Source organism: Pseudomonadota bacterium (assembly GCA_016719885.1).
Classification (GTDB): Bacteria; Pseudomonadota; Gammaproteobacteria.
This window is the reverse complement of sequence record JADJYF010000029.1, coordinates 1-23,859: the sequence shown is the minus strand read 5'-3', so window position 1 is coordinate 23,859 and position 23,859 is coordinate 1. Positions and strand designations below refer to the sequence as shown.

Below are 23,859 nucleotides of genomic sequence, written 5' to 3'. Positions count from 1 at the left end.
TCCGCGCCGATGCCGCGCGACCATGTGTCGCATGGTGCCGGCGGGGTGTACGGCTCTAAGATCGCGGCCCCGCGTCGCCATGGCGGTGGCGCACCGTTACCCAGCTCTCGCGGACTCCAGCCATGCTCAAGCTTTTCGTTTCCGTCGTTCGCCACGCCCTGAAACTTTGCACGGTGACTTTCATCGTCGCCAACGCGGCCCACGCACAGTCGGTGGATGCGCCGGCGGCGCCGGCTTACACGGTCGAATGTCCGACGGCGGCGAGTGCCGCGGAGACCTGCTCCGTCGACAAGGAAACCTACTTCGGCTGGCGCACCTACGCCGCCAACTGCCAGGTGTGTCATGGCGGTAGCGGACTCGGCTCGACGTTCGCCCCCAACCTGCTGGAGCGGTTCAATGGCAAGGTCGATCACGCGCGTTTCCTTCATGTGCTCGAGAACGGCTACACCGGCCAGGTGGGTGCCATGCCCGCGTGGAAATCCAAGCGCGACGTGATGAGCAATGCCGACAACCTCTACCGTTACCTGCGCGCACGCGCGGACGGCAAGTTGCCCGCCGGTCGACCAAACAAGGCAGCGCCCTGACGGCGCGCGCCCCCCCCCCCCCGTCCCCCCCCCCCCCCCCCCCCCCCCCCCCCCGGGCCTTCCCCGCCGCCCCCCCCCCCCCCGCCCGCCCCCGGGGCGGGCCGCCCCGCCCCGCCCCCCCGGGGCGGCGGGGGGGGGCCCCGCCGGCCCCCCCCCCCCCCCCCCCCCCCCCCGCCCCCCCCGCCCCCCAGGCCCCGCCCCCCCCCCCCCCCCCGCGCGCCGCCCGGGCCGGCGCGCCCCGCCGCCGGGCCCGGCCGCCGCCGGGCCGGTGTTGCGCGGCAGGTTCATGACGCGCTATTGTCGGAAGTCCGTGCTAGTCTCGCCGTCCGACTTTCAATCCGACAGGTTTCCCGATGTCCACCCAGGTGAAACCGCGGATCGCGTCGCACGATCTGGCCCGTCTGCGCGTACTGCGAACCCTGCCCAATCTCGTCAAGATTCCCTTGTTCGTGGCGCTCATGGTGGCCTTGAGCTGGCTGGCCTGGAGCACCCCCTACGGTGCGTGGCGCTGGTTTGCCTACATCGGCATCGGCTACCTGTGGATGGGCATGGTGACATTCATGCACGACGCCACGCACGATGTATTGTTTCGCCACCGCGGCCTGGGCTGGGCTTTCGGCATCGTCACCATGATTCCGATCTTCGCGTCCTTCATCGCCTTTCGCGAAGACCATCTCGAACATCATCGTTACAACCGTTCGCCGCGCGACCCGGACGCGTTCACCATGGGCCGCCGCGGGCCGCTCGACTTCCTGCTGTTCTACGCCTATGCGCTGGGCGGCGCGCTGCTGAGCTTCGTGCATTTCAACTTCATCTACCCGTGCAAGCGCTTCAAGGCGCGCGAGTGGGCGATACATGGCCTGGAGACGCTGCTCAAAGCGCTGGTCTACTGGTGGGTGATAGCGAGCGCCATGCGCCACGGCGTGCTGGCCGAGGTATTGGCGCTATGGTTGTGGCCGATTTTCTTCTTCTCGCTGTTCAATTCCATGCGTTTCATCGCCGAGCATTACGGCACGCCGTGGGACGCCGGACCGCTGGCCGGCACGCGCACGCTGTTGTCCAACCCGGTGCACGCGTTTTTCTGGAACAACATCAACCTGCACATCGGCCACCACGTGTATCCGGGCGTACCGTGGTACAACCTCGGCCACCTGCACCACCTGCTCGAAGACCAGATTGCCAACAGCGGCGCATTGGTCGACAGAAGCTACGTGGCGGTGTATCTCGATGCGCTCCGGCACGGGCCGGAATCGGCACCGCGCCTCGCCGCGCGCCTGCGCCAACGCGCCGCGCGCGATGAATTGCACTCGGCCGCACGTCGCGCGCGGTGATGCGCGGGACCCATGTCTCGATGTAGGACATCGACAGCGCCGGTCACGACCGGCGAGCCACCGCGCACGTCCTGAACTCACGCGTAGAAAATGGCCTGCGCAGGACGACGCACCCGGTGTCGGATCGCGCGATGCGCGGACGACTTCGGCACCAGCTACTCGTCACTGAGCTACCTGCAGAGCTTTCCGTTCGACAAGATCAAGATCGGACGCGTGTTCGTTTCCGAACTCGAATCGAGTGCGCGGAACGCGTCGCTCGTCAAGGCCGTTACGTCCATGGGCAAGAGTCTCAACATGCGCGTGGCGGCGGCGCGGGCCGCGTTCGCGCCAGCGCTCGAGATCACGCGGCCTCTGCGACAATCGGTCGCAGCCTGCCGATAGACGATTGCGCTTAAGCTCGCGGCATGAGCGAGACGGCGCCCAACCTGCTGCGATCCCTGGCGCTGTTGCGCTGGTGTGCCGTGCTGGGTCAGGCCGCGGCGGTGTATTGGGCGATTGCCATTGCACACATCCCACTGCCGGCGCAGGGGCTGTGGTCGGCGATCGCTGGCCTTGCGGTGTTCAATCTGTGGGCGCTGCAGCGTGCGCGCAAGGTGCGCGAAGTGCGGCCGCTGGAAGTGCTGGCGCACCTCGCCATCGATGTGATCACCCTCGCCACGCTGGTGGCGCTGACGGGCGGCACCATGAATCCTTTCGTGTCGCTGTTCCTGCTGCCGATAGCGCTGGTGGCGGTGGCCTTGCCGCCGCGCTGGGTGATGCTGACCGCGGTGATGTGTGGCTGTGGCTACGCCGCCGCGGCCCTGCTCGCGCGCCCGCTACCCCACGTGCACAGCGTGTTCGGCGATGCTTTCGACCTGCACGTACTGGGCATGACCGTCAACTTCGTGGTGTCGGCACTGGTCGTGACGAGTTTCGTCGCATGGCTGGCCGATGCCTTGCGGCGTCGCGATCGCGAGCTGGCGCAGTTGCGCGAACAGTTCACGCGTAACGAAGGCATCCTCGCGCTGGCCACCCACGCCGCGTCCGTCGCCCACGAACTCAATACCCCACTGGCGACACTCACGCTGTTGCTGGAGCAACAGGCCGAGCACGACCTTACGCCCCACGAGGATGTCGCGCTCATGCGTACGCTGGTCGATGCCTGCCGCGATCGTGTGCGCGAACTGGCGGCGCCGGCCGCCGGTATCGATGCCGCGCATCACGATGCCGCCACGGCGCTGGAGCGGGTCATCGAACGCTGGCGGTTGCTGCGTCCGGAAGTGCGTCTTGAGCGGCAATACGATCTCGCCGCGGCGCCGGGCGCGGCGCTCGATGCCGGCATTGGCCACCTGCTGCAGGCCTTGCTCAACAACGCCGCGGATGCCAGCGCGCGCGATGGCAGCACGCGTGTCGACCTCGAGCTCAGGGTCTCCGACGGCTGGCTGCACGGCGCCGTGCGCGACTACGGGCGCGGTTTCGACAGTGATGCCCCCGCCCTTGCCGGGCACGCTGTTCCGCACCACCAAAGCCGACGGCATGGGCGTGGGATTGGCGCTGTCGCATGCCACGGTCGAACGCCTGGGCGGCGCCCTGGCGATGGAGGCCGCGCACGGGCAGGGCGTGATGGTGCGATTCTCCCTGCCGCTGGCGGCGTGAGGGCTGAGCAATGCGCGGTCTTCTGATTGACGACGACGAAGTCTACGCGCGCGTGCTGCGCACTTCGCTCGTGCGCCGCAGGCACGAGGTCGAGCTTGCGCACGACGGCGCCAGCGCGCTCGCCATCGCGGCACGCATGCAACCCGACTACGCGCTGGTCGATCTGAAGCTCGGTGACGAATCGGGCCTCGCGCTGGTCGCGCCCCTGCGCGCGCTGCGCGCGGACATGCAAATCGTGCTGGTGACGGGCTACGCGACATTCGCCACCGCTGTCGATGCCATCAAGCGCGGCGCCGACAACTACCTCGCCAAGCCGGTGACGGTGGCGGCGCTGCTGCGCGTGTTGGAAGGCGAGGCGGCGGCGCCCGAGCCCGACGCCATGCTGCCGTTGCATCGCGTCGAGTGGGAACACATTCAACAGGCGATGCAGGAGTGCGGCGGCAACGTGTCGGCGGCGGCGCGCCTGCTCGGCATGCACCGGCGCTCCTTGCAGCGCAAGCTCGCCCGTCGTCCGCGCTCCCTGCTGGGGCTGCCGCCGGTCGACGGCACGCCGTGATCGTCACGCGACGTCGCCGTCATGCCTTGCGCATGGCGACGCGTCACGGCCATGGCTCGGCAGGGCACGCCGTGTTGCGGAGACTGACCGCGGCAGCGCTGGCCTTGCCAGGCCTGCTGCCATGCATGGTGAGTGCCGACGGCGGCAGCGACGCCTCGCTGGCTTACTCCCGCTATGAAGAGAGCCGTCGCCGCGTACATGGCAACAACCACGGGTTCGCGCCCTTGCGCGCGGACACCTTGAGCGCGCATGCCTCGTCTGTCTTCGGCGGGGCGTGGCAGGCGAGTCTCGATTTCTCCGAGGACACCTGGTCGGGCGCGACGCCCGTCACCACCTTGCCGCTGGCCGCGATGTCCCCCCTCAGCGACGCGCAGCTGCTTGCCGGTGCGTCGGCAAAACCGAGCACCGGGCAGGTGACGCCGGCACTGGTCGATGCCGCCATGCATCCCTACGTCAACAGCAGCGACAAGCTGTTCCAGCCACGTTACGAGCGCGACGAGCGCGTCATCCACATGATGACCTCGGCCTCGCCCGAGACCCGCAAGGAAGGACACGGACAACTGACCCATGCGTGGCGCGATGTATCGATGAGCGTTGGCGGCGGCGTGTCCGACGAACGTGATTATCACGCTGGCGTGGTCGATGTCGGCGGACGATTCGATTTCGACCGCAAGCGCAGCACCGTGGCGTTTGCCATTGCCCATTCGCTGGCCCGCGCGCAGGTGACCTTGCCTTCGACCTGGCTGGGCTGGGTGGATACCCGCATCGCCGAACAACAAGGCATCGTCACTCGAGGTGAAGCCTTTGCCGACGGCACGCCGCGTCTCGAGATCGACAAGAATCGCCGTGACTGGAATTTCGCTTTATCCATGACGCGGGTTGCCAGCCGCTACACGCTCATCGAAGTGGCGCTGGGCTATCGCCACGCGGCGGGGTACCTGGACAACAGTTATCGGGCGATGTCGTTCCTGAGCCGCGGCGCCGATGTCGAGCGCGTGGCCGAGGATGGCTCGCCGCTCCATGGCGCGACCTTGTTCCACAGCTACGAACGGCGCCCCACGCGCCGTGGCCAGTGGAGCGTCGACCTCGCGCTCGTGCAAGACCTGCCTTTTACCAAGGCCTCGCTGCACGCCGACTATCGGTACTTCCGGGATGACTGGAGCGTCACCGCCCACACGCTCGAGCTAGCCTGGCACCAGGCGCTGGGCCCGGCCTGGAACCTGATGCCGCGCGCGCGCTTTTATGGTCAGTCGGCGGCGAGCTTCTATCGCGCCTATGTCGATTGTGGCCTGACCCCTGGCTACGACTGCGCACTCGGGCTCGGGCATTACTCGAGTGATTACCGGCTGGCGGCTTTCGGCGCGGTGTCGGCCGGGCTCGGTGTCTCGCATCGTTTCGACAGCGGCATCACGCTCGACCTCGACGGCGAGTATTACCTGCATCGCGGCGCGCTAGGCCTGGGCAGGCGCCCCACCGAGCGCTTTGCCGATTTCGAGCACTACCGCGTGAGCGCCGCGCTTGGCATCGACTTCGACGCCCTTGCCGGCCACGTCGCACACGCGGCGGCGTCAACGGAGCCGCATGGCGAACATGCGCACCATCACGGCGGCGGGCATGCCATGCCGCCTGTGCCGGCAGGCATCATGGATGGGCACATGCTGGACCGCGCCGGGCAGTGGATGCTCGGTTATCGCTACCAGTTCGCCGGCCAGTCGGGCCGACTCGCCCATGGACGTCACGCGGTGAGCGATGCCGCGGTTGTCGCCGGCGGACGCTGCGACCCGCCCGGGTGTGGCGTACGGCCGGCATCCATGTACATGCATATGCACATGGTCGACATCATGTTCGCGCCCACGGCCCGCTGGACGCTGGCCGTGATGCCGCAGTTCGTAGACATGAACATGCGCCTCGCGCCACTGGCCGGCGGCGCGGCCTTGGTCCACGCCACCCACGATGGCCATGCCAGCGGCGGCATCGGCGATGTGCAGGTAGCCAACCTCGTGCGGCTGTTCGAACGGCGCCACCACCATCTTCACGCCGCGCTCGGCATGAGCCTGCCGAGCGGTCACGCCGGACAGCGGCTCAATCCCGTGGCCGGGCATGATCACGATCCGAGCACGGTCAAGCAGCCGGAGTATGTGCATTACGGCATGCAACTCGGCAGCGGCACCTGGGATGTGAACGCGGGGCTGGTCTACCTCGGCGATCGCCCACCCTGGCACTGGGGCGCGCGCGTCGCCCTGACCTCTCGGCTCGGACAGCGCAACGGCGCCGGCTACGCCTGGGGCGACAAGTTCGAATCGTCGGCATGGTTGGGATATGCGCTGACGCCCGACATCACGCTGACCCTGCGTGGTCTTGCCGCCGTGCAAGGGCGACTCAAGGGGCGTTTCGATGCGCACCGCGAGCAGGATGTCTCGAGCGGCGTGGTGACCTGGGTCGAGAACAGCATCACCGGTCCCATGGACAGCCCGGCCAGTTACGGCGGGCGCTACTACGATGTCGGCATCGGCGCGCATGCGCAGCTGCCGGCATCCTGGCGGATGGGGAGCCAACTGGCGATCGAATGGCTCGAGCCACTGGCCGAGACCCTGCATGGCTATCAGCTGCGGCGCGCTGGCGCGCTGTACGTCAACTGGTCCGTGATGTTCTGAACGATGCAGGGTGCGACAACCGGTCGCATTGTGGTGTCGGCCGGCCTGCCGTAGAAAGCCGCGATGGCCTATCGAATGAACAACATCGAGCGCGCGTGCGCCGTCGCGCCATCGCTTGCGCTGGCAAGCTTGCTGAGCGCTTCGGCGGCCCATGCCCATGTGCAGTATTACGACCTCAACCAGGGCCGCCAGATCAGCGACCTCACCGCCGCCGGCAAACTGAAATCAACGCTGGAGTTCGGCAAGAATCCCAAGGTTGCCGGCTTGCGCACGGTCAACGTCAACTCCGACCGTCCGCTCAGGAACAAGTCGCTGTGGACTTCGACCTACCAGCTCACGACCGGTGCCGGCACGTTCAGCGGCCGCAAGTACACGCCCAAGCTCAGCACCGCCAGCGTCAACGTCAACGACGTCACCGACTGGGGTTGGGGCGCCGGCACGCACAAGACCCTGGGTGACTCGCACAAGGTCGATTTCTTCAATTTCCGCCTGAGCGTGACTTCCACCGTCACCATCACCTGGCTGGTGCACGATGGGCAAGGCACCTACGTCGACGGTGGCTTCTCCCTGTACGGCGGCGTGCTCGCCTACCAGGGGCACGACGATGCCGCCGAGCCGCTCAACCCGAGCAGCGGCGCGCCACCCGTGAAAAGCCAGTCGCCGCTCGATACCGGCACGCTCAAGGATGCGCAGGGCATTGCCTCGGTGCTACGCAACACCAAGACCAACAGCCGGCCCTATGTCGGCCAGTTCAACGCACTCAAGAACTGGGGCGAAGCCAATCCCGCCGGCAACTGGAGCAACATCAAGTTCATCAAGGCCGTCAATGCGCGTAACCCGAAGCAGGGCTTCAGCAGTGATTATCGCGAGACCCTGGAGAAGCTCACCATCAGGCTCACGCCCGGCGACTACACGATTGCCGCGAGCGGTGCGCTGGGCGCGATCGGCTTCGGTACGGTGGCGCCGTCCTTCGGTGTTTCCAACCTCAAGGGACGTCTCAATTTCCGCGCAGTGGCGCCGTGAGCACGCGCGGCCGCGCGCCGGGTGCGACATCGGGTCGCATTGTGAGCGCGGCGCCGAATGCGTAGAAAAGGCATTCGACATCAATCAGAACAAACGCTGTTGTCGAAGCGCGACGCACGACCGGCAGCGATCCAGGGACAGCCACGGACAGCAAACACCATGATGCGGCAACCAAGCATTCTTCACGCACTCGCCATCGCGCTGCTCGGCGCCGCCGCGAACCCCGCACGCGCCCATGTCGAGTATTACGATCTCAACCAGGGCAAACAGATAATCAACCTCACCGCCCAGGGCCTGGCGGCGTCGACCGCGCAGTATGGCGCCAATCCGACGGTGGCGGGCAGCAGCGCCAACGGTGTGTCCGACCGGCCGCTCAATGACGTCAGCCTGTGGACCGCGCAGTACCAGAGCGCGTCCCAGGTCGGGCAGTTCTCCGATGTCCGATACAGCGCCGCGCTCAGCACCGCCACGGTGCTGGTCAACGATGTCACCGATGGCGGCTGGGGCGCGGGCACCCACGCGCTGCAGGGCGACTCGCACAAGGTCGACTTCTTCAACTTCCGCCTGCCAGAAGCCGCGCGCGTCAGCATCGCCTGGAATGTCTTCGACGGCGCCAACAATTTCTTCGATGCCGGCTTCAGTCTTTACGCCGGCGTGCTGGTTTACCAGGGCCACGATGACGCGAACGGCGACCCACTCAATCCCAAGACCGGCTTTCCGCCGCGCCGCCAGCAGAACGCGCTGGATGCCGGCGGTGTGAGCGATGCACAGAACATCGCCGCGGATTTCCGGAATACGCGCACCAATGTTTCCGACTGGGCCGGCCAATTCGATGCGCTTGGCAATTGGGGGCAAGCGAACGGCGCCGGCAACTGGAGCAACATCGCCTTCATCACCGCCGTCAACGCCCATAACCCGGCCAGCGGGTTCGCCGTCAACGACGCCGCCGCCACGCAGGAGACCCTCGTCATCGAGCTTGCGGCGGGCAATTACACCATCGCCGCTTCCGGCGCGCTCGGCGCGCAGGGCTTCGGCAACGTGGCGCCGTCGTTCGGCATCAGCGGCCTCAACGGTCGACTCGAGTTTCGTGCCGCTGCGCTGAGCGCGGTACCGGTGCCGCCAAGCATCGGCCTGCTCGCGGGTGCACTTGCGACCCTGGCCAGCGTCGCTCGCATGCGCCGCCGGCGCTAGCGTCGCCTCGAGTCGCGTGGCGCATGCCGGCGCCGCGCGACACACGTCGCCGCCTTGCCGCGGCGATGAAATGAATTCCGAACAAACAATCTCGACCTTGGAGGGTCTCGTTCATGTTTTACAACCAGCATGGAGCCGGTATTGTTGCGGTCGTGGGTGCGCTGACGCTGTTCAGTCAGGCGGCGTCCTCCCACCAGACCTACAATCTGACCGGCGTCAATACCGGTATCGCCAACAGCGTCAACAACACCGACGGCGTGTCGAACACTGGCGGCTATGGACCGGTAGGCGTCGGCGGCCGCGTCAACGGCGCGGGCAACGCCAACATCCCTGGCACCGGTGGCCTGCCGACCGATTACGTCGGCACCTTGCCCTATAACCTCTATCTCGGTCACCACGACAGCACGGCGGCCGGTACCACCACGCGTACCGGTACCACCGGTGTGAACGCCACCACGCCGGCCAGCCTGTGGCGCGCCTACGCGATTCAGGATGCGTCCGCGACTTGGGGTTCGCTGGTGCCCGACATCGGCGCCAGCCATCCGTATTTCGCCGTCGGGGGCAATTCCTGGCAGGTCGGCAGCATTGCCGGCGGCCTCGACTACAACCTCATCCATGCCAGCACGGGCACCAACAACGATGCGCAGAACGTCACCACCGCCGGTGCCGCGCTTGGCCAGATTTATCAAATCGACATCAGCATCAAGCGTGACAGCGCCTATGACGCCGAGAACGACGTCAATGCCTTGCTGGATGTCGCGCTGTATCGCGGTGCCGACGAATCGCTGACTTCGAGCCGCACGGCGGCCTTCGATCCGAGCGCCAACGGTGTGCAGGGTTCGACGCTCGGCAGCGGCGGCGTCAACGGTTTCGCCCCGCTGTGGATGGCCCATCAGACCAGCGCCGCCGACGAACTCAAGTTCACGCTGCTCATCAACTTCAACGAGTGGAAGAAGACCGATGCCCTGGAAGGCGGTTTGAACGATGGCCTGGCCGGTTTCTACACGCTGGTGATCGGTGCGCACGGCGGTGTCGAAGGTTCGGCGCTGGCCTATACCGTCACCACCCGGTCCTACACCGCGGCGGCGCCGGTGCCGGTGCCGGCCGCGGCGTGGCTGTTTGGTTCGGCGCTCGCGGCGGTGGGCGCGGTGACGCGCCGCCGCGCGAGCAAGGTCTGAAGGAGCGCGGGACATGTTGAAACACGCTTCCAGGGCATTGCTCGCCACCAGCTTGCTGGCGATGGCCGCTCCAGCCGTCGCGCATGTCGATTATTTTGATCTCAGCGCCAACCTGTTCGTTGATGCCGACGGCGCCTCCTTTGGCCAGGAGTTGTTCAACGACAGCGGTTGGTTTGCCGGCACGCAGCCTGGACTTGGCGACAGTCATGACCTTGCGGGCGGCGTGTTCTTCAAGTTCCACCTCGACGGCGCGGCCATGGTCAGCATCACTTTCAGTGACACCGACGAAACGGGCCTGCTCAACCCCGCGTTCTCCCTGTATGCGGGCCTGCTGCCGGGCGAGGCACACGACAACACGCGCATCGACCCCGCCAACCCGTCGCATCTCGTGATCTCGCCCTTGCCCCACGTGGTGAAGGATGCGTCGCTGGCCGACGATGGCGTGGCGGTGGACGCCGAGGGCGATGTCTCGCCGTTTCGCGATACCGCGAACGCGAATTTCGACGGGCAGTTCAACGCGCTCGGCGACTGGAGCATGGCCAATGCCGATGCCGACGTGCACTGCCTGAGCGAGGCAGGCGGCACGTGCAACGCGGCCGCCCTGGCGGCCGCCGCGGCCGACGGCTCATGGAGCGTGATTCGCTACCTGACCCACGTCGCGCCCGCCGGTGGCAACAGCGTGCGACTACTCAACTTCGCCTTGGGCGCCGGTGACTACACCATCGCCGCGGGCGGTGGCATGGCCGACAGCCTTGGCAACAGCGTGCTGGGCACGCTGGCATGGCAGGCCTCACCGGTGCCGGTGCCCGGCATGGCGTGGCTGTTCGGCGCGATGGCGGTGGGCGTGGTGGCGCGCAGGCGCCGCTGAGCCCGGCGGCCGTCAGCCACGCTGCGTCGCGCTCGATGCCGTTGTGCTCACGCGTGCCACCAGCATCGCGCCGATGAACATCGACACCGCCAGCAGGGTGACGCCGGCGGCGGTGCTGCCGGTGCTGTCCTTCAGCCAGCCGATGGCATAGGGGCCGACAAAGCCCGACAGGTTGCCGAAGGAATTGATCAGTGCGATGCCGGACGCCGCCGCGCCGCCGCCGATCATGGCGGTGGTCAGCGACCAGGTCTGCACGATGGCGGCGAGCACGCCGCAGGCACCGAGCGTGAGAGCGGCGACCGCCCATAGCGGTGTGCTGGCCATGACCGCGCTGGCGAGCAGGCCGGCGCCGCCGAGCACCGCCGGCACCACCGTATGCCAACGCCGCTCGCCGCTGGCATCGGCGTGGCGCGCCACCAGCAGCATGGCCACGCACGCCGCGCCGAAGGGAATGGCGGAAATCAGGCCGATGTCGACGGGCTTGGCGTAGCCGAGATCCCTGACGATGCTGGGCAACCAGAAATTGAGTCCATACAGGCCCATCACGAAGCAGAAATACACCGCCGCCATCGCCCACACGCGCGGCATGCGCAGGCCTTCGGCGATGCCCATGTGGGCAATGCCGGCGTTGTCGCGTGCGAGGTCGGCGGCGATATAGGCCTGCTCCTCGGCGCTAAGCCAGCGTGCGTCACGACTGCTGTCGGCCAGGCACCACCAGGCCGCGCAGCCGCAGGCGATGGATGGCAGCGCTTCGATGAAGAACAGCCACTGCCAGCCATGCCAGCCGCGCACGCCGTCGAAGTGCTGCAGCACGTAGCCGGACAGCGGCGCGCCGATCACGGTCGCCACCGGCACGGCGGTCGCGAACAGCGCCGTCACCTGGCCGCGCCGCGCGGCGGGAAACCAGTAGGTGAGGTAGAGGATGATGCCGGGAAAGAAGCCGGCCTCGGCGGCGCCGAGCAGGAAGCGCACCACGTAGAACTGCAGCGGCGTCGTCACCCACAGCGTGGCGGCCGACAACAGGCCCCAGGCCACCATGATGCGTGCGATGGTGCGGCGCGCGCCGTAGCGATGCAGGCCGATATTGCTCGGGATCTCGAACAGGAAGTAGCCGAGGAAAAAGATGCCGGCGCCGAGGCCATAGACGGTCTCGCTGAAACCGAGCTGGTCCAGCATCGCGAGCTTGGCGAAACCGACGTTGACGCGATCGAGATAGGCGCAGATGTAGCAAAGGAACAGGAACGGCACCAGGCGCCAGGTGACCCGCGCGTAGAGCCGGTCGGCATCGATATTCTGCACACGCGACTCCCATGCGTAAGCCAAGGCGGCCAGTGAAGCGACCAGCCGCGCCTCGCCGCTGACGGCGCTAGGCGCGCAGAGCATACCCACTTGGGCGCGGGGCGGGAATTGCGTGCATGAAAAAGGCGTCGCCGCTCGCGCGACGACGCCTTGCAGGTGGCGCTTGGCCTCAGGCGGCGGCGGTGTTCATCACCGCCTTGACCTCGAGGAATTCCTCGAAGCCGAACTCACCCCATTCGCGACCGTTGCCCGACTGCTTGTAGCCGCCGAAAGGCGCGTGGAAGTCGAGACCGGCGCCGTTGACGTGCACGTTGCCGCAACGCAGCTGGTTGGCGACTTCGGCGACGCGCTTGGCATCGCCGCCGGACACGTAGCCGGACAGGCCGTAGACCGTGTCGTTGGCGATCGCGACCGCCTCGGCATCGTCCTTGTACGGCATCATGCACAGCACCGGCCCGAAGATCTCTTCGCGCGCGATGGTCATGTCGTTGTTGACGTTGGCGAAGATGGTCGGCTTGACGAAGTAGCCGGCGCTGATGCCTTCCGGCAGGCCGGGGCCACCGGCGACCAGGGTCGCGCCTTCCTCGATGCCCTTCTTGATGAGGCTCTGGATCTTGTCGAACTGGACCTTGCTCACCACCGGGCCGATGGTGGAGTCCTTCATCTTCGGATCGCCGACGTTGACGTTGGCCACCGCTTCCTTGGCAATGGCCACGCACTGGTCATGCAGCTTGGCCGGCACCAGCATGCGGCTCGGCGCATTACACGACTGACCGGAGTTCATCATCATGCCCTGCACGCCACCGGCGACCGCGGTCTTGAGGTCGGCGTCGTCGAGAATGATGTTGGCCGACTTGCCGCCGAGTTCCTGGGCGACGCGCTTGACGGTATCGGCGGCGGCCTTGGCCACCAGGATGCCGGCGCGGGTCGAGCCGGTGAAGGACACCATGTCGACATCGGGATGCGAGGACAGTGGCGTGCCGACACCAGGGCCGTCGCCGTTGACGAGATTGAACACGCCGGCCGGCACGCCGGCGGCATGCAGCACTTCAGCGAAGATCGCGGCGTTGAGCGGCGCCACTTCAGATGGCTTCAGCACCATCGTGCAACCGGCGGCGAGTGCCGGCAGCACCTTGCAGGCGATCTGGTTGATCGGCCAGTTCCACGGCGTGATGAAACCGCACACGCCCACCGGCTCGCGACGCAGCGTGATGTTGCCGCGCTTTTCCTCGAACACGTAGTTCTTCAGCACTTCGATGGCGGTGTTGAGATGGGCCGGACCCATGGCGGCCTGCGCGGCCTTGCACAGCCAGATCGGCGCACCCATTTCGCTCGAAATGGTCTCGACCATTCGGCATAACGTTCCTTGTAGGCCGCGCCAATCTTTTCCAGGAGCGCCACGCGCTCGTCGACACTGGTACGCGCATAGGCCGGGAAGGCGGCCTTGGCGGCGGCAACGGCCTTGTTCACGTCCTGGGCATTGCCCAGCATGATCTGGCCGACGACTTGTTCGGTGGCGGGATTGATGACGTCTAATGGCTGCGGGGCGCTCGGCGCGACCCACGCACCATTGATGTAGAAAGAAAGGCAACTCTGCATTACTGACTCCTTGGGATGTGAACGGCTGGATGCCGTGTGCATACCGCCAATGTGCTCACGCTGGCGGTCAATCTCTAGCGGCACGGTGCTACATATTTCCTGGCGGGGGCGGGCGGCTAACATCGCCGAAAACCCGACGAAGAAGATGTTTTTCGGGTGCATGAATAGACGAGGCCATTATGCCGCCCGAGCCCCGCGCAGACAATGACAGACCCGCCACCGCGACCCTCATGGCGGCGGTCATCCGGCTCATGGCGCAGTGCGCGGCAAGCAGCGAGGAGGCGCATATCCGCACCCTCTTGACGCTGCTGCGCCAACTGCGTGATCACCCCGATCTGCCGCGTGAACCGGCGGTGCTGGCCAGCCTCGCCGCCGCCCACGCGATCTGGGTCGAGCGATTGTCATCGGTATGCGAGGCGGCGGCCGTGGGCGGCCATCGCCAGGGCGCGGGCAAGCCGACAGTGCATTGAATATCCGCTGTCGGCGAGTGCCGACGGCCACTTGGACGAATCATCCCCGGAGGTCGAAATGGATCAGAAAGTCAATCTCAATCCCTTGAGCGCGCTGGCCGCGACCGGCGAGCACATCAACATCCGCAGCCGCTACGACAACTACATCGGCGGCCAGTGGCTGGCGCCGGTCAAGGGCCAGTATTTCGAGAACACCACGCCCATCAGTGGTGAGGTGATCTGCCAGGTGGCGCGTTCCACCGCCGAGGACATCGACAAGGCGCTCGATGCCGCCCATGCCGCCAAGGCCGCGTGGGGCAAGACCGCGCCCGCCGAACGCGCCGCCAAGCTGCTGGCCATCGCTGATCGCATGGAACAGAACCTCGCGCACCTCGCGCTTGCCGAGACCGTCGACAATGGCAAGCCAATTCGCGAGACGCTCGCCGCCGACGTGCCGCTGGCCATCGATCACCTGCGTTACTTCGCGGCCTGCATACGCGCGCAAGAAGGCGCGCTCTCGCAGATCGACGAGACCACCGTCGCCTACCATTTCCATGAGCCGCTGGGCGTGGTCGGTCAGATCATTCCGTGGAACTTCCCGCTGCTGATGGCGATTTGGAAACTCGCGCCGGCGCTCGCCGCCGGCAACTGCGTGGTGTTGAAGCCGGCCGAGCAGACGCCCATGAGCATCATGGTGCTGGTCGAACTCATCGGCGACCTGTTGCCGCCCGGCACCTTGAACGTGGTCAACGGCTTCGGCGTCGAGGCCGGCAAGCCGCTCGCCAGCAGCCCGCGCATCAACAAGGTGGCGTTCACCGGTGAAACCACCACCGGCCGCCTCATCATGCAGTACGCGTCGGAGAACATCATTCCGGTCACGCTCGAACTCGGCGGCAAGTCGCCCAACATCTTCTTCGCCGACGTCATGGCCGAAGACGATGACTTTCTCGACAAGGCGCTGGAAGGCTTCACCATGTTTTGTCTCAACCAGGGCGAAGTGTGTACCTGTCCGTCGCGCGCCATCGTGCACGAATCGATCTACGACAAGTTCATGGAACGCGCCATCGCGCGCGTGGCCAAGGTGCGCCAGGGCAATCCGCTCGCCATCGAGACCATGGTCGGCGCACAGGCCTCGAACGATCAGCTGGAGAAGATTCTCTCCTACATCGCGATCGGCAAGCAGGAACAGGCCAAGCTGCGCATCGGCGGCGAGCGCGCCACGGTGAAGGGCTGCGAGAACGGCTTCTACGTGCAGCCGACGGTGTTCGAAGGCCACAACAAGATGCGCATCTTCCAGGAGGAGATCTTCGGGCCGGTCCTCGCCGTGACGACGTTCAAGACCGAGGAGGAAGCGCTGGCCATCGCCAACGACACGCTCTACGGCCTCGGCGCGGCGGTGTGGTCGCGCGACGGCAATCGCGCCTATCGCATGGGCCGCGGCATCCAGGCCGGCCGCGTATGGACGAACTGCTATCACCTGTATCCCGCGCACGCCGCTTTCGGTGGCTACAAGCAGTCCGGCATCGGTCGTGAAACCCACAAGATGATGCTCGAGCACTACCAGCAGACCAAGAACCTGCTGGTCAGCTACAGCCCGAAGGCGCTGGGCTTCTTCTGAGTCCGTGCGCGTGGCGATGGCTGACGACATTCAGCACCAGGGCGTCGCGCGGGTCGACGCCACCGCCGCGGCGGTGGCGCTGATCGAGGCGTTGCAGTTGGCCCACGGACCGCTGATGTTCCACCAGTCGGGTGGCTGCTGCGACGGCAGCGCGCCGATGTGCTACCCACGCGGTGAGTTTCGGGTCGGCGCGCGCGACGTCTACCTGGGGTCCGTCGCCGACACCCCGTTCTATATCAGCGGCCCGCAATTCGAAGTGTGGCAGCACACTCGGCTGATGCTGGACGTGGTGGTGGGCCGAGGCAGCGGCTTCTCGCTGGAGTCGCCGCATGGTGTGCGCTTCCTGATCCGTTCGCGGCTGTTCACGGAAGACGAGCAGGCCGCCCTGCGGCAGGCTGGTCCGCCGCCGCGTGGCGCGGTCGGCGACTGACGACTTCATTACCTGGCAGGTATTCGATCCGCCGGTGCGTCTTGCCTAAGGTGTCGCCACTGCCTGTTGCAGTACTGGAGAACACCATGGACCAAGCTACCCACACCCACGGCACCGTTGAAGACTACATCGACATGTGGAACGTGGAGGATGCCGTCGAGCGTCGCGCGCTGGTCGAGCGCGTATGGACGAGCGATGCGCAATCGACAGACCCCATCGCCGACGTACGGGGTCACGACGCCATCGAACAACACGTCAAGAACATCCGCGCGCAGTTCCCCGGACATCGCATTGCGCGCACCGGCGCGGTCGACCAGCATCACGATCGTCTGCGTTTTTCCTGGGCCTTGAGTGATGCCGGGGGCGCGACGGTGATGACCGGCATCGACGTCGTGCGCCTCGCGGCCGACGGTCGCTTCGCCGAACTGAGCGGCTACTTCGACGCGGCGGTCTGAAACCCGGCTCTCGCTACGCCGCCGCCACCAGCAAGCCGGCGGCGGCGTCATTCGGGAGCTCATCCCGCGCGCATCTCAAGCTCGCGGCGGCAGCCCGCGCAACATGACCTCGAAGCTCGGCGCGTCCAGCGGCGCGGTCTGGTAGAAGCCCTGGAAGGACCCGCATTCGAGCGTGCGCAGGAACTCCCATTGCTGGCGGGTCTCGACGCCTTCGGCCACCACTTCGAGGCCAAGACTGCGACCGAGCATGACCATCGCGCGCACGATGGCCGCGGCGTTGTCGTCGCGCGGCAAATCGGCGATGAAGCTGCGGTCGATTTTGAGCTTGTCGATGGAGAAGTGCCGCAGGTGCTGCAAGCTCGAGTAACCCGTGCCGAAGTCGTCGATGGCCAGACGAATGCCGAGACGCCGGAGATTGTCGAGCACTTCGGTGGTGTCGCTGCCGCTGTGCATGATGGCGCTCTCGGTCAGTTCGATCTCGAGCAGCTCGGCTGGCAGGCCGGAATCGGACAAGACCTGCGCGACCTTGGCGATGATGTTGCGCTGTCGAAACTGCACGGCGGAGAAGTTGACCGCCATCGGCGCCATCGGCAAGCCGCGCCGGTACCAGTCGTGCGCCTGCTGGCAGGCCTCGCGCAGCACCCACTCGCCAAGCAGCATCACCAGTTCGTAATCCTCCGCGATGGGGATGAACGCGGCGGGGTAGACCAGGCCGCGCTCGGGGTGCTGCCAGCGCACCAGCGCCTCGATACCGACCAGGTGGCCGTCGCCGATGGCTATCTGCGGCTGGTAATGCACCCGCAGTTCACCGCGCTCCAGCGCGCGCCGCAGTTCGGTGGTGACGAGCAGCCGGTTCTGCTCCTTTTCGTTCATGGCCGGCAGGAAAAACTGGAAAGTGCGCCTGCCGCTGCCCTTGGCGTGGTACATCGCCGCGTCGGCATTGCGGATCAGGGTGTCGACGGTGTCGCCATCATCGGGATACAGGCTCAAGCCCACGCTGGGTGTGACTATCAGCTCATCACTGCCGACCGGGTAGGGCTGCGACAAGGCTTCGACGATCTTCTCGGCCACGTGCGCCACTTCGCCTGAATCGTGCACGTTCGGTAACAGCACGATGTATTCGTCGCCACTGTGACGACAGATGGTGTCGCTGTCACGCGTGATGGCGCGCAGACGGTTGCCCACCGCCTGCAGGATGAGATCGCCCACGTGGTGGCCGAGCGAATCATTGATGTGTTTGAAGTGGTCCAGGTCGACGAACGCCACCGCCACCTTGGTGCGCTGGCGCCGTGCGGTGTTGAGCGCCTGCTGCAGACGGTCACGCAGCAGGGTGCGATTGGGCAGGCCGGTCAGGGCGTCGTGATGAGCTATGAAGCGCACGCGCTCATCGGACTCCTTGCGTTGCGTGATGTCCTGGCTCAGGCACAGCATGCGTTCGGGCAGGCCGCTCGCGCCGTTCTCCACATCGCCCTTGGTGTGCAGCCAGCGGGTGCTGTCGTCGGACCACAGGATGCAGTACTCGATGTCCAGCGACTCGTGGCCGGCCAGGCACAGGCGCACGGCATCGTCGAACAGCGGCCGGTCGGCTTCATGGACGAGACCGCGAAAACTGTCCTGTTCGAGGTTGCCGGCAAGGCCGGCCCGGCCCAGCAGGCGCAGCATGATCTCGCTGGCATCGATATGACCGCCGCGCACGTCCCACGAGAACATGCCGATGCCGGCGAACGACAGGGCCAGGCGCTCGCGTTCGCGCGCGGCGCGCAAGGCTTCCTCGCCCGCCACCCGCGCCGTCAGGTCGCGTTGCACGCCGACGAAGTAGCGCGGTTTATCGTCGGCGTCGACAATCGGGTAGATCGACAGCTCATTCCAGAACATCGAGCCATCCTTGCGATAGTTGCGCAACAGCGTGCGCTCCTCGTGGTGCGCGAGCAGCGCGCTGCGCACGCGCGTGAGGTTGGGTTGCACGGTGTCGCTGCCCTGCAGGAAGCGCAGGTCCTGGCCCAGCACTTCGTCGCGACCGTAGCCGGTGATGTCTTCGAAGGCGCGATTGACGAATATCAGCGGATAGTTGCCGTCGCGCGCCTCGGTGATGACGATGCCGTTGCTGCTGCTGTCGAGGGCGCGGGCCTGCAGGTCGACCAGGTGCTCGCGCGACTTGCGCTGGGTGATGTCTTCGTGGGCAACCACCACGTAGCGCGGGCCGTCCCCCTGAAAGCGTGAGCAGGTCGCTTCGAACCAGCGCATCGCGTCGGGTCCATGGCAGGGATATTCGAGCGCGAAGGTCTCACGGTGTCCGTCCATCACCTCGCGCAGGCCTTCGAGGAATTGCCCGGCCAGGGCGTCGCCCGCGTGGCGCGCACGCTCGCACACCTCGAGGTAGTTGCTGCCCACGCCACAATGACGCTGCAGTCCGGCGTTGCCATTGATGAAGTCGTCCCAGGCGCGGTTGACGGTCACGATTGCACCGCCGTCATCCACCACGCAGATCTGCATCGGCAGTGCATCGATGGTCGAGCGCGTGAAGCGTTCGGAAGCTTCGATCTGCGCCGCCAGGCGTTCGAGGCTGGCCTCGGCGCGCTTGATACCGGTGTTGTCGACGAAGGTCAGCACCACGCCCTTGCGGTGATTGGCTTCGTCGATATAGGGATCGACCTGCAGCAGGTGGCAGACGTCGCCGCTGAATTGGCGAGCGTAGGTGGTGCCGGTGGCAATCACCGCTTCGAGGCGAACCCTCAGATCGCCGAGGTCGAGACTCGACGGCAGCGAAAACAGGCTTTCACCGAGGCTGGCGGGTGTGAGGTCGAAAAGCCGCATGGCGGGCGGGTTGTAGAGCGTCACGCGCAGGAATTCATCGAGCACCACCAGCGGATAGCGCAGGCTGTCCTTGACGTTGCGCAGGTCGCTGTTCAGACGAATCAATTCATGGGTCTTGGTCTCGAGCTCCTCGTTGACGGTGGTGAGCTCTTCGTTGGTCGACTGCAGTTCTTCGTTGGAGGTCTCCATCTCCTCGTTGGTCGACTGCAGCTCTTCGTTGGCCGACGACAGCTCCTCGTTGAGGGACTGCAATTCCTCGTTGCTGTTTTCGAGCTCTTCGATGACGGAATGCAGGTGCTCGCGCGTGGCCGACAGCTGGTCTTCCAGTGCGCGCAGCTGGTGCTGGTACTCCGGCGAGTTGCCAGCGCTCGCGGCGCCATTGGCGCGACGCGGTTTGTCGATGAACTGCAGGCTGACCAGGTACAGGGTCGGCTCGTTCTCTTCGCGCGGCAACACGGCCACGCCGATCCGTACCGCGCGATCATTGGCACGCTGGAGCACGACGTGGCTGAGCGGTTTTTGCGGCGTGCGCTGGGCTTTCATCACCATCGAGCGGATCTCCGCGCGCAGGTTCGGCGCGGCCAGCGAATAGAGATTCAGGTTCGGGGTGCCGGGTTGCAGGGCGACGAATTCGGTGACGTCGCCGAACACGTGCTGCAGGTTCAAGCCTTCATCGACCACCACCGCGGCGGGCAGCAGGTACTGGTGCAGCGACTGCAGAACACGCTCGGCGAGCGGGCGTCGCGCGCGTGTCAGCGGCCGTTCGCTGCGCACGCGCGGTGCGACGGAGCGCGCGCGTTCGGCGCCGGCCGTGGCCGCCTGGTCGAGGCGCGCGAAGATGCGCGCCTGGTCGTCGATGGCCGCGAACAGGTGGTCCTGTTGGTGAGTGGTCTCGGAGCGTCCGAGGAACAGGCGCCCGCCGCTGCGCAAGGCGCCATGGAAGCTGCGCAACATGCGGCTCTGGACGTCGGGCTTGAAATAGATCAGTACATTGCGGCAGGTCAGCAAATCGAGGCGCAGGAAAGGCGGGTCGCGCAGCAGGTCGTGGGCCGAGAACAACACCGCTTCGCGCAGTGACTTGGTGACCTGCACGAAGTCGCCGCTGCGCGTGAAGTAGCCACGCCCGTGATCTTCCGGCACGCTCACCAGTTCCTCGCGCGGGAACACGCCGCGCCGCGCCCTGGCAAGCGCGGCGGCGTCGATGTCGGTCGCGAACACCTGCAGGCGCAGGCGACGCTGATCGCGCTTGATGGCCTCCATGAACAACATGGCGACCGAGTAGGCTTCCTCGCCGGTCGCACAGCCGGCAATCCACACGCGGATGTCATCGTTGTCGGGCTTGCCGCTCACGATCTCGTCGATCACCAGGCGCAGTGCGTCGAAGGCCGACGACTCGCGAAAGAACGAGGTGACGGATATCAGGATCTCCCGGGACAGGCGCTGGACCTCCTCGGGTTGCCGCGATAGCAGTGCGAGGTAGTCCTGTTCCGTGCCGCAGGCGGTGGCCGCCATGCGGCGACGGATGCGGCGACCGACGGTGGTTTCCTTGTAATGGTGAAAGTCGATGCCGGTCTGGCTGTGCACCAGCTTGAAGATGCGCTCCAACAGGTCGGCGCCGGCATCACCGCCGAGGTCCCGGTCGCTGGCGGGCGCCAGCCGCGCGACGGCCTCGAGCTGGCGCGCGATGGCGTCGGGCGGCAGTACGTAGTCCACGCAGCCGGACTCGACGGCGGCGCGTGGCATGCCGTTGTACTTGGCGCTGCCTTCGTCCTGCGCGAAGGTGCTGCCACCGGCGGCGCGTATCGCGCGCATGCCGCGCGCGCCGTCGGAGCCGGTGCCGGACAACACCACCGCCAGCGCCGCTTCGCCGAGGTCTTCGGCGAGCGAGGCGAAGAACTGGTCGACCGACGGCTTGGGCGTGCCTGGTGCGGTCGCCGCGGTGAGATGCAGCGTGTGATCGCGCAAGGCGATGTTCCAGCCTGCCGGCGTGATGTAGACGACATTGGCGCGCGGCCGTTCGCCGTCGCGCACCTCCTGCACCTGCAGCCTGGTTTCACGCGCGAGCAAGGGCACCAGCATGCTTTGATGCGTGGGCGAGAGATGTTGGGCGATGACGTAGGCGAGCGTCGATTGCACGGGAAGGTGGGCGACGAAGGTGCGCAGGGCCTCGAGTCCTCCGGCGGATGCACCTATGCCTACGATGCCGGGCGTGCTTGTCGGTTCTTCAACGGCGTCCGCTTGCCGGCGCTCGAGGGCGGAGATGTCGAGCTCCGCGGCGCCGCGTTGCGGGGCTGCCTGTCGACTCGGTACACGGGGTTTTTTTCTGCGGGGTGTTGCTGATCCCTTCGCATCCGCATCCATTCTGCTTCCCTCGTCGCAATGATCCCAGGCTCGGTCCTGCCCGCTTCGAACTATACGGGGCGTGCGCGGCATGACGCTACCCGGGGCATTGCCAACGCAGGGTTCAAGATCGGTCACGCGCATGCGTCCGCTGATCCACGCAAGGCCCGCCTGCCGACAATGTGATGCGATAGATTCGCATGTGTATGCCGCAGGCGATGCGTGCGTGTGATCCTGACCGCATGGCTACGCAGCCAGTACGGCAATTCCTGGGCAACCTTGGCGCTGCAATGGCCCGGGCTTTTTGACCGAGGTGATGTCGAGCGCGGTATCGAACGCTTGCGTGGGCTGCATGCGTGGAAGTGGCAATGCGAGTCGACAGGCATGCATCGGCGCGACGCGCCGTGCTAGTTTCAACGTCGGTCTTTGCAAACGGGGAGGGGAGATTCATGGCTGACATCGGCAGGTCCACGCGGCGTGTCGCGGGTGCGATGGGAATGGTGTGCGCTGGCCTGCTGGCGACAGCGGTGCGGGCCGAGGGCATCGCCGACAGCCACTGGCCGGCCTACAACAACACCGCCAATGGCCAGCGCTATTCGCCGCTCGATCAGATCAACACCGCCAATGTCAGCCAGCTGAAGGAAATCTGCCGAATCAAGGTGGATGACTCGGGCACCTTCCAGGCCGGACTCGTCGAACTCGACGGCACCCTCTACCTGAGTAATGCCCACGATACCCTCGCCATCGATGCGCGCAGCTGCGTGCTGCGCTGGCGTCACGTCTACCATCCGCAGGAGCAGGACGTCTTTCAGATCAACCGCGGCGTGGCCTATGCCAACGGCAAGCTGTTTCGCGGTACGCCCGATGCGCGCCTGCTGGCCATCGATGCCGCCAGCGGCAAGACGCTGTGGCAACAACAGGTGGGCGACCCGGGCCAGGGCGAATTCTTCAGCTCCGTGCCGGCCATCTGGCAGGGCACCTTGATCATCGGCGCGGCCGGCAGCGATTGGGGCATACGCGGACGCGTGATGGCCTACGACCAGCTCAGCGGCCACGAGCTGTGGCGCTTCAACACCATCCCGCGCGGCAAGGAACTCGGCGCCGAAACCTGGCAGGCGGCCGACAGCGCGCGCTATGGCGGCGGCGGCAGCTGGACCACTTACACGCTCGACATGGCGGCCGGTGAAGTATTCGTGCCGGTCGGCAATCCGGCGCCCGACTTCGTGCCGAGTCATCGCCCCGGCGAGAACCTCTTCACCAACAGCATGGTGGTGCTGGACGCGCGCACCGGCACGCTGAAATGGTGGCACCAGATGGAGTCCAACGATGGCCTCGATCTCGATCTCGGCGCCGCGCCGATGCTGTACTGGAACAGCAAGGGCGATGCGATGGTGGCTTTCGGCAGCAAGGACGGCCACCTTTACGCGGTCAATCGCGAAACCCACAAGCGCGTGTTCAAGACCGCCGTCACCACCATCGAGAAACCGACCAAGGCGCCGACCGCCGACGGCGTGCACACCTGTCCGGGGCCGGTCGGCGGCGTCGAATGGAATGGCCCGGCATTCGACGTGAAAACCCGCCAGCTGGTGGTGGGCGCGGTCGACTGGTGTGCTGTCATCAAGTCCGACAAGGTCGATTTCCAGCCAGGCAAATTCCTGGTCGCCGGCAGCTGGATCTGGGATGACAAGCGCAGCGGCTGGATCAGCGCGGTGGACCCCGACAGCGGCGCGCTGCGCTGGCAATACCATGCCGAGGCGCCGGTGGTGGCGGGACTCACGCCCACCGCCGGCGGCGTGACGTTCGGCGGTGACATGGGCGGCAACTTCATCGCGCTC

16 protein-coding genes and 2 pseudogenes are annotated in these 23,859 nt (G+C 66.3%); 15 read left to right on the top strand and 3 right to left on the bottom strand.

Annotation, left to right across the window (positions count from 1 at the left end; all coding sequences use genetic code 11):
• Nucleotides 1–122 precede the first annotated feature (122 nt).
• The 10 genes and pseudogenes from IPM80_24305 to IPM80_24260 all read left to right on the top strand — a co-directional run bounded on the left by IPM80_24305 (nt 123) and on the right by IPM80_24260 (nt 11,020).
• Entirely contained in the window at nt 123–584 is a 462-nt protein-coding gene (locus IPM80_24305; GenBank protein MBK8961462.1) for a c-type cytochrome, read from the top strand.
• Between the two features lie 353 nt (nt 585–937).
• The gene (locus IPM80_24300; GenBank protein MBK8961461.1) at nt 938–1,915 is read left to right on the top strand and encodes a fatty acid desaturase; all 978 of its coding nucleotides are present in this window, start codon (nt 938–940) and stop codon (nt 1,913–1,915) included.
• A 90-nt stretch (nt 1,916–2,005) separates the two neighbouring features.
• Complete coding sequence (locus IPM80_24295; GenBank protein ID MBK8961460.1) at nt 2,006–2,296, top strand: EAL domain-containing protein; 291 nt, start codon at nt 2,006–2,008, stop codon at nt 2,294–2,296.
• Between the two features lie 23 nt (nt 2,297–2,319).
• Nucleotides 2,320–3,550 (top strand): annotated as a pseudogene (locus IPM80_24290) (sensor histidine kinase).
• Nucleotides 3,551–3,560: 10 nt separating this feature from the next.
• Nucleotides 3,561–4,106, top strand: coding sequence for a response regulator (locus IPM80_24285; GenBank protein ID MBK8961459.1), 546 nt, complete (start codon nt 3,561–3,563; stop codon nt 4,104–4,106).
• A 71-nt stretch (nt 4,107–4,177) separates the two neighbouring features.
• A complete protein-coding gene (locus IPM80_24280) occupies nt 4,178–6,760 on the top strand; it encodes a DUF3570 domain-containing protein (GenBank protein MBK8961458.1) in 2,583 nt (860 codons plus the stop codon).
• 63 nt (nt 6,761–6,823) lie between these two features.
• Nucleotides 6,824–7,783, top strand: a complete 960-nt coding sequence (locus IPM80_24275; GenBank protein MBK8961457.1) for a hypothetical protein — start codon at nt 6,824–6,826, stop codon at nt 7,781–7,783.
• A 159-nt stretch (nt 7,784–7,942) separates the two neighbouring features.
• On the top strand, nt 7,943–8,974 hold the full coding sequence (locus IPM80_24270) for a hypothetical protein (protein ID MBK8961456.1): 1,032 nt from the start codon (nt 7,943–7,945) through the stop codon (nt 8,972–8,974).
• Nucleotides 8,975–9,126: 152 nt separating this feature from the next.
• Nucleotides 9,127–10,152 carry a hypothetical protein gene (locus IPM80_24265; protein ID MBK8961455.1) on the top strand — a complete coding sequence of 342 codons (1,026 nt, stop codon included), beginning with the start codon at nt 9,127–9,129 and terminating at the stop codon, nt 10,150–10,152.
• Nucleotides 10,153–10,165: 13 nt separating this feature from the next.
• Nucleotides 10,166–11,020 carry a hypothetical protein gene (locus tag IPM80_24260; GenBank protein ID MBK8961454.1) on the top strand — a complete coding sequence of 285 codons (855 nt, stop codon included), beginning with the start codon at nt 10,166–10,168 and terminating at the stop codon, nt 11,018–11,020.
• Between the two features lie 12 nt (nt 11,021–11,032).
• On the opposite strand, the gene IPM80_24255 is transcribed toward IPM80_24260, so the two are convergent.
• Together IPM80_24255 and IPM80_24250 are read right to left on the bottom strand one after the other, a co-directional pair.
• Entirely contained in the window at nt 11,033–12,403 is a 1,371-nt protein-coding gene (locus IPM80_24255; GenBank protein MBK8961453.1) for an MFS transporter, read from the bottom strand.
• An 85-nt stretch (nt 12,404–12,488) separates the two neighbouring features.
• Nucleotides 12,489–13,918, bottom strand: a pseudogene (locus IPM80_24250) (aldehyde dehydrogenase family protein).
• Nucleotides 13,919–14,148: 230 nt separating this feature from the next.
• Here IPM80_24250 and IPM80_24245 point away from each other — a divergent pair.
• From IPM80_24245 to IPM80_24230, 4 genes are all read left to right on the top strand, one after another.
• The gene (locus tag IPM80_24245; GenBank protein ID MBK8961452.1) at nt 14,149–14,388 is read left to right on the top strand and encodes a hypothetical protein; all 240 of its coding nucleotides are present in this window, start codon (nt 14,149–14,151) and stop codon (nt 14,386–14,388) included.
• A 58-nt stretch (nt 14,389–14,446) separates the two neighbouring features.
• Nucleotides 14,447–15,985 (top strand): aldehyde dehydrogenase family protein, encoded by a 1,539-nt coding sequence (locus tag IPM80_24240; protein MBK8961451.1) that lies wholly within the window; start codon nt 14,447–14,449, stop codon nt 15,983–15,985.
• Nucleotides 15,986–16,001: 16 nt separating this feature from the next.
• Nucleotides 16,002–16,415 (top strand): DUF779 domain-containing protein, encoded by a 414-nt coding sequence (locus tag IPM80_24235; GenBank protein MBK8961450.1) that lies wholly within the window; start codon nt 16,002–16,004, stop codon nt 16,413–16,415.
• 86 nt (nt 16,416–16,501) lie between these two features.
• Nucleotides 16,502–16,870: a nuclear transport factor 2 family protein gene (locus IPM80_24230; protein MBK8961449.1), complete on the top strand. Its 369-nt coding sequence runs from the start codon at nt 16,502–16,504 to the stop codon at nt 16,868–16,870.
• A gap of 75 nt (nt 16,871–16,945) precedes the next feature.
• Here IPM80_24230 and IPM80_24225 read toward each other — a convergent pair whose 3' ends face one another.
• Nucleotides 16,946–22,045: an EAL domain-containing protein gene (locus IPM80_24225; GenBank protein MBK8961448.1), complete on the bottom strand. Its 5,100-nt coding sequence runs from the start codon at nt 22,043–22,045 to the stop codon at nt 16,946–16,948.
• Nucleotides 22,046–22,521: 476 nt separating this feature from the next.
• On the opposite strand from IPM80_24225, the gene IPM80_24220 reads away from it, so the two are divergent.
• On the top strand, nt 22,522–23,859 hold a 1,338-nt coding region (locus IPM80_24220), incomplete at its 3' end, for a PQQ-binding-like beta-propeller repeat protein (GenBank protein ID MBK8961447.1).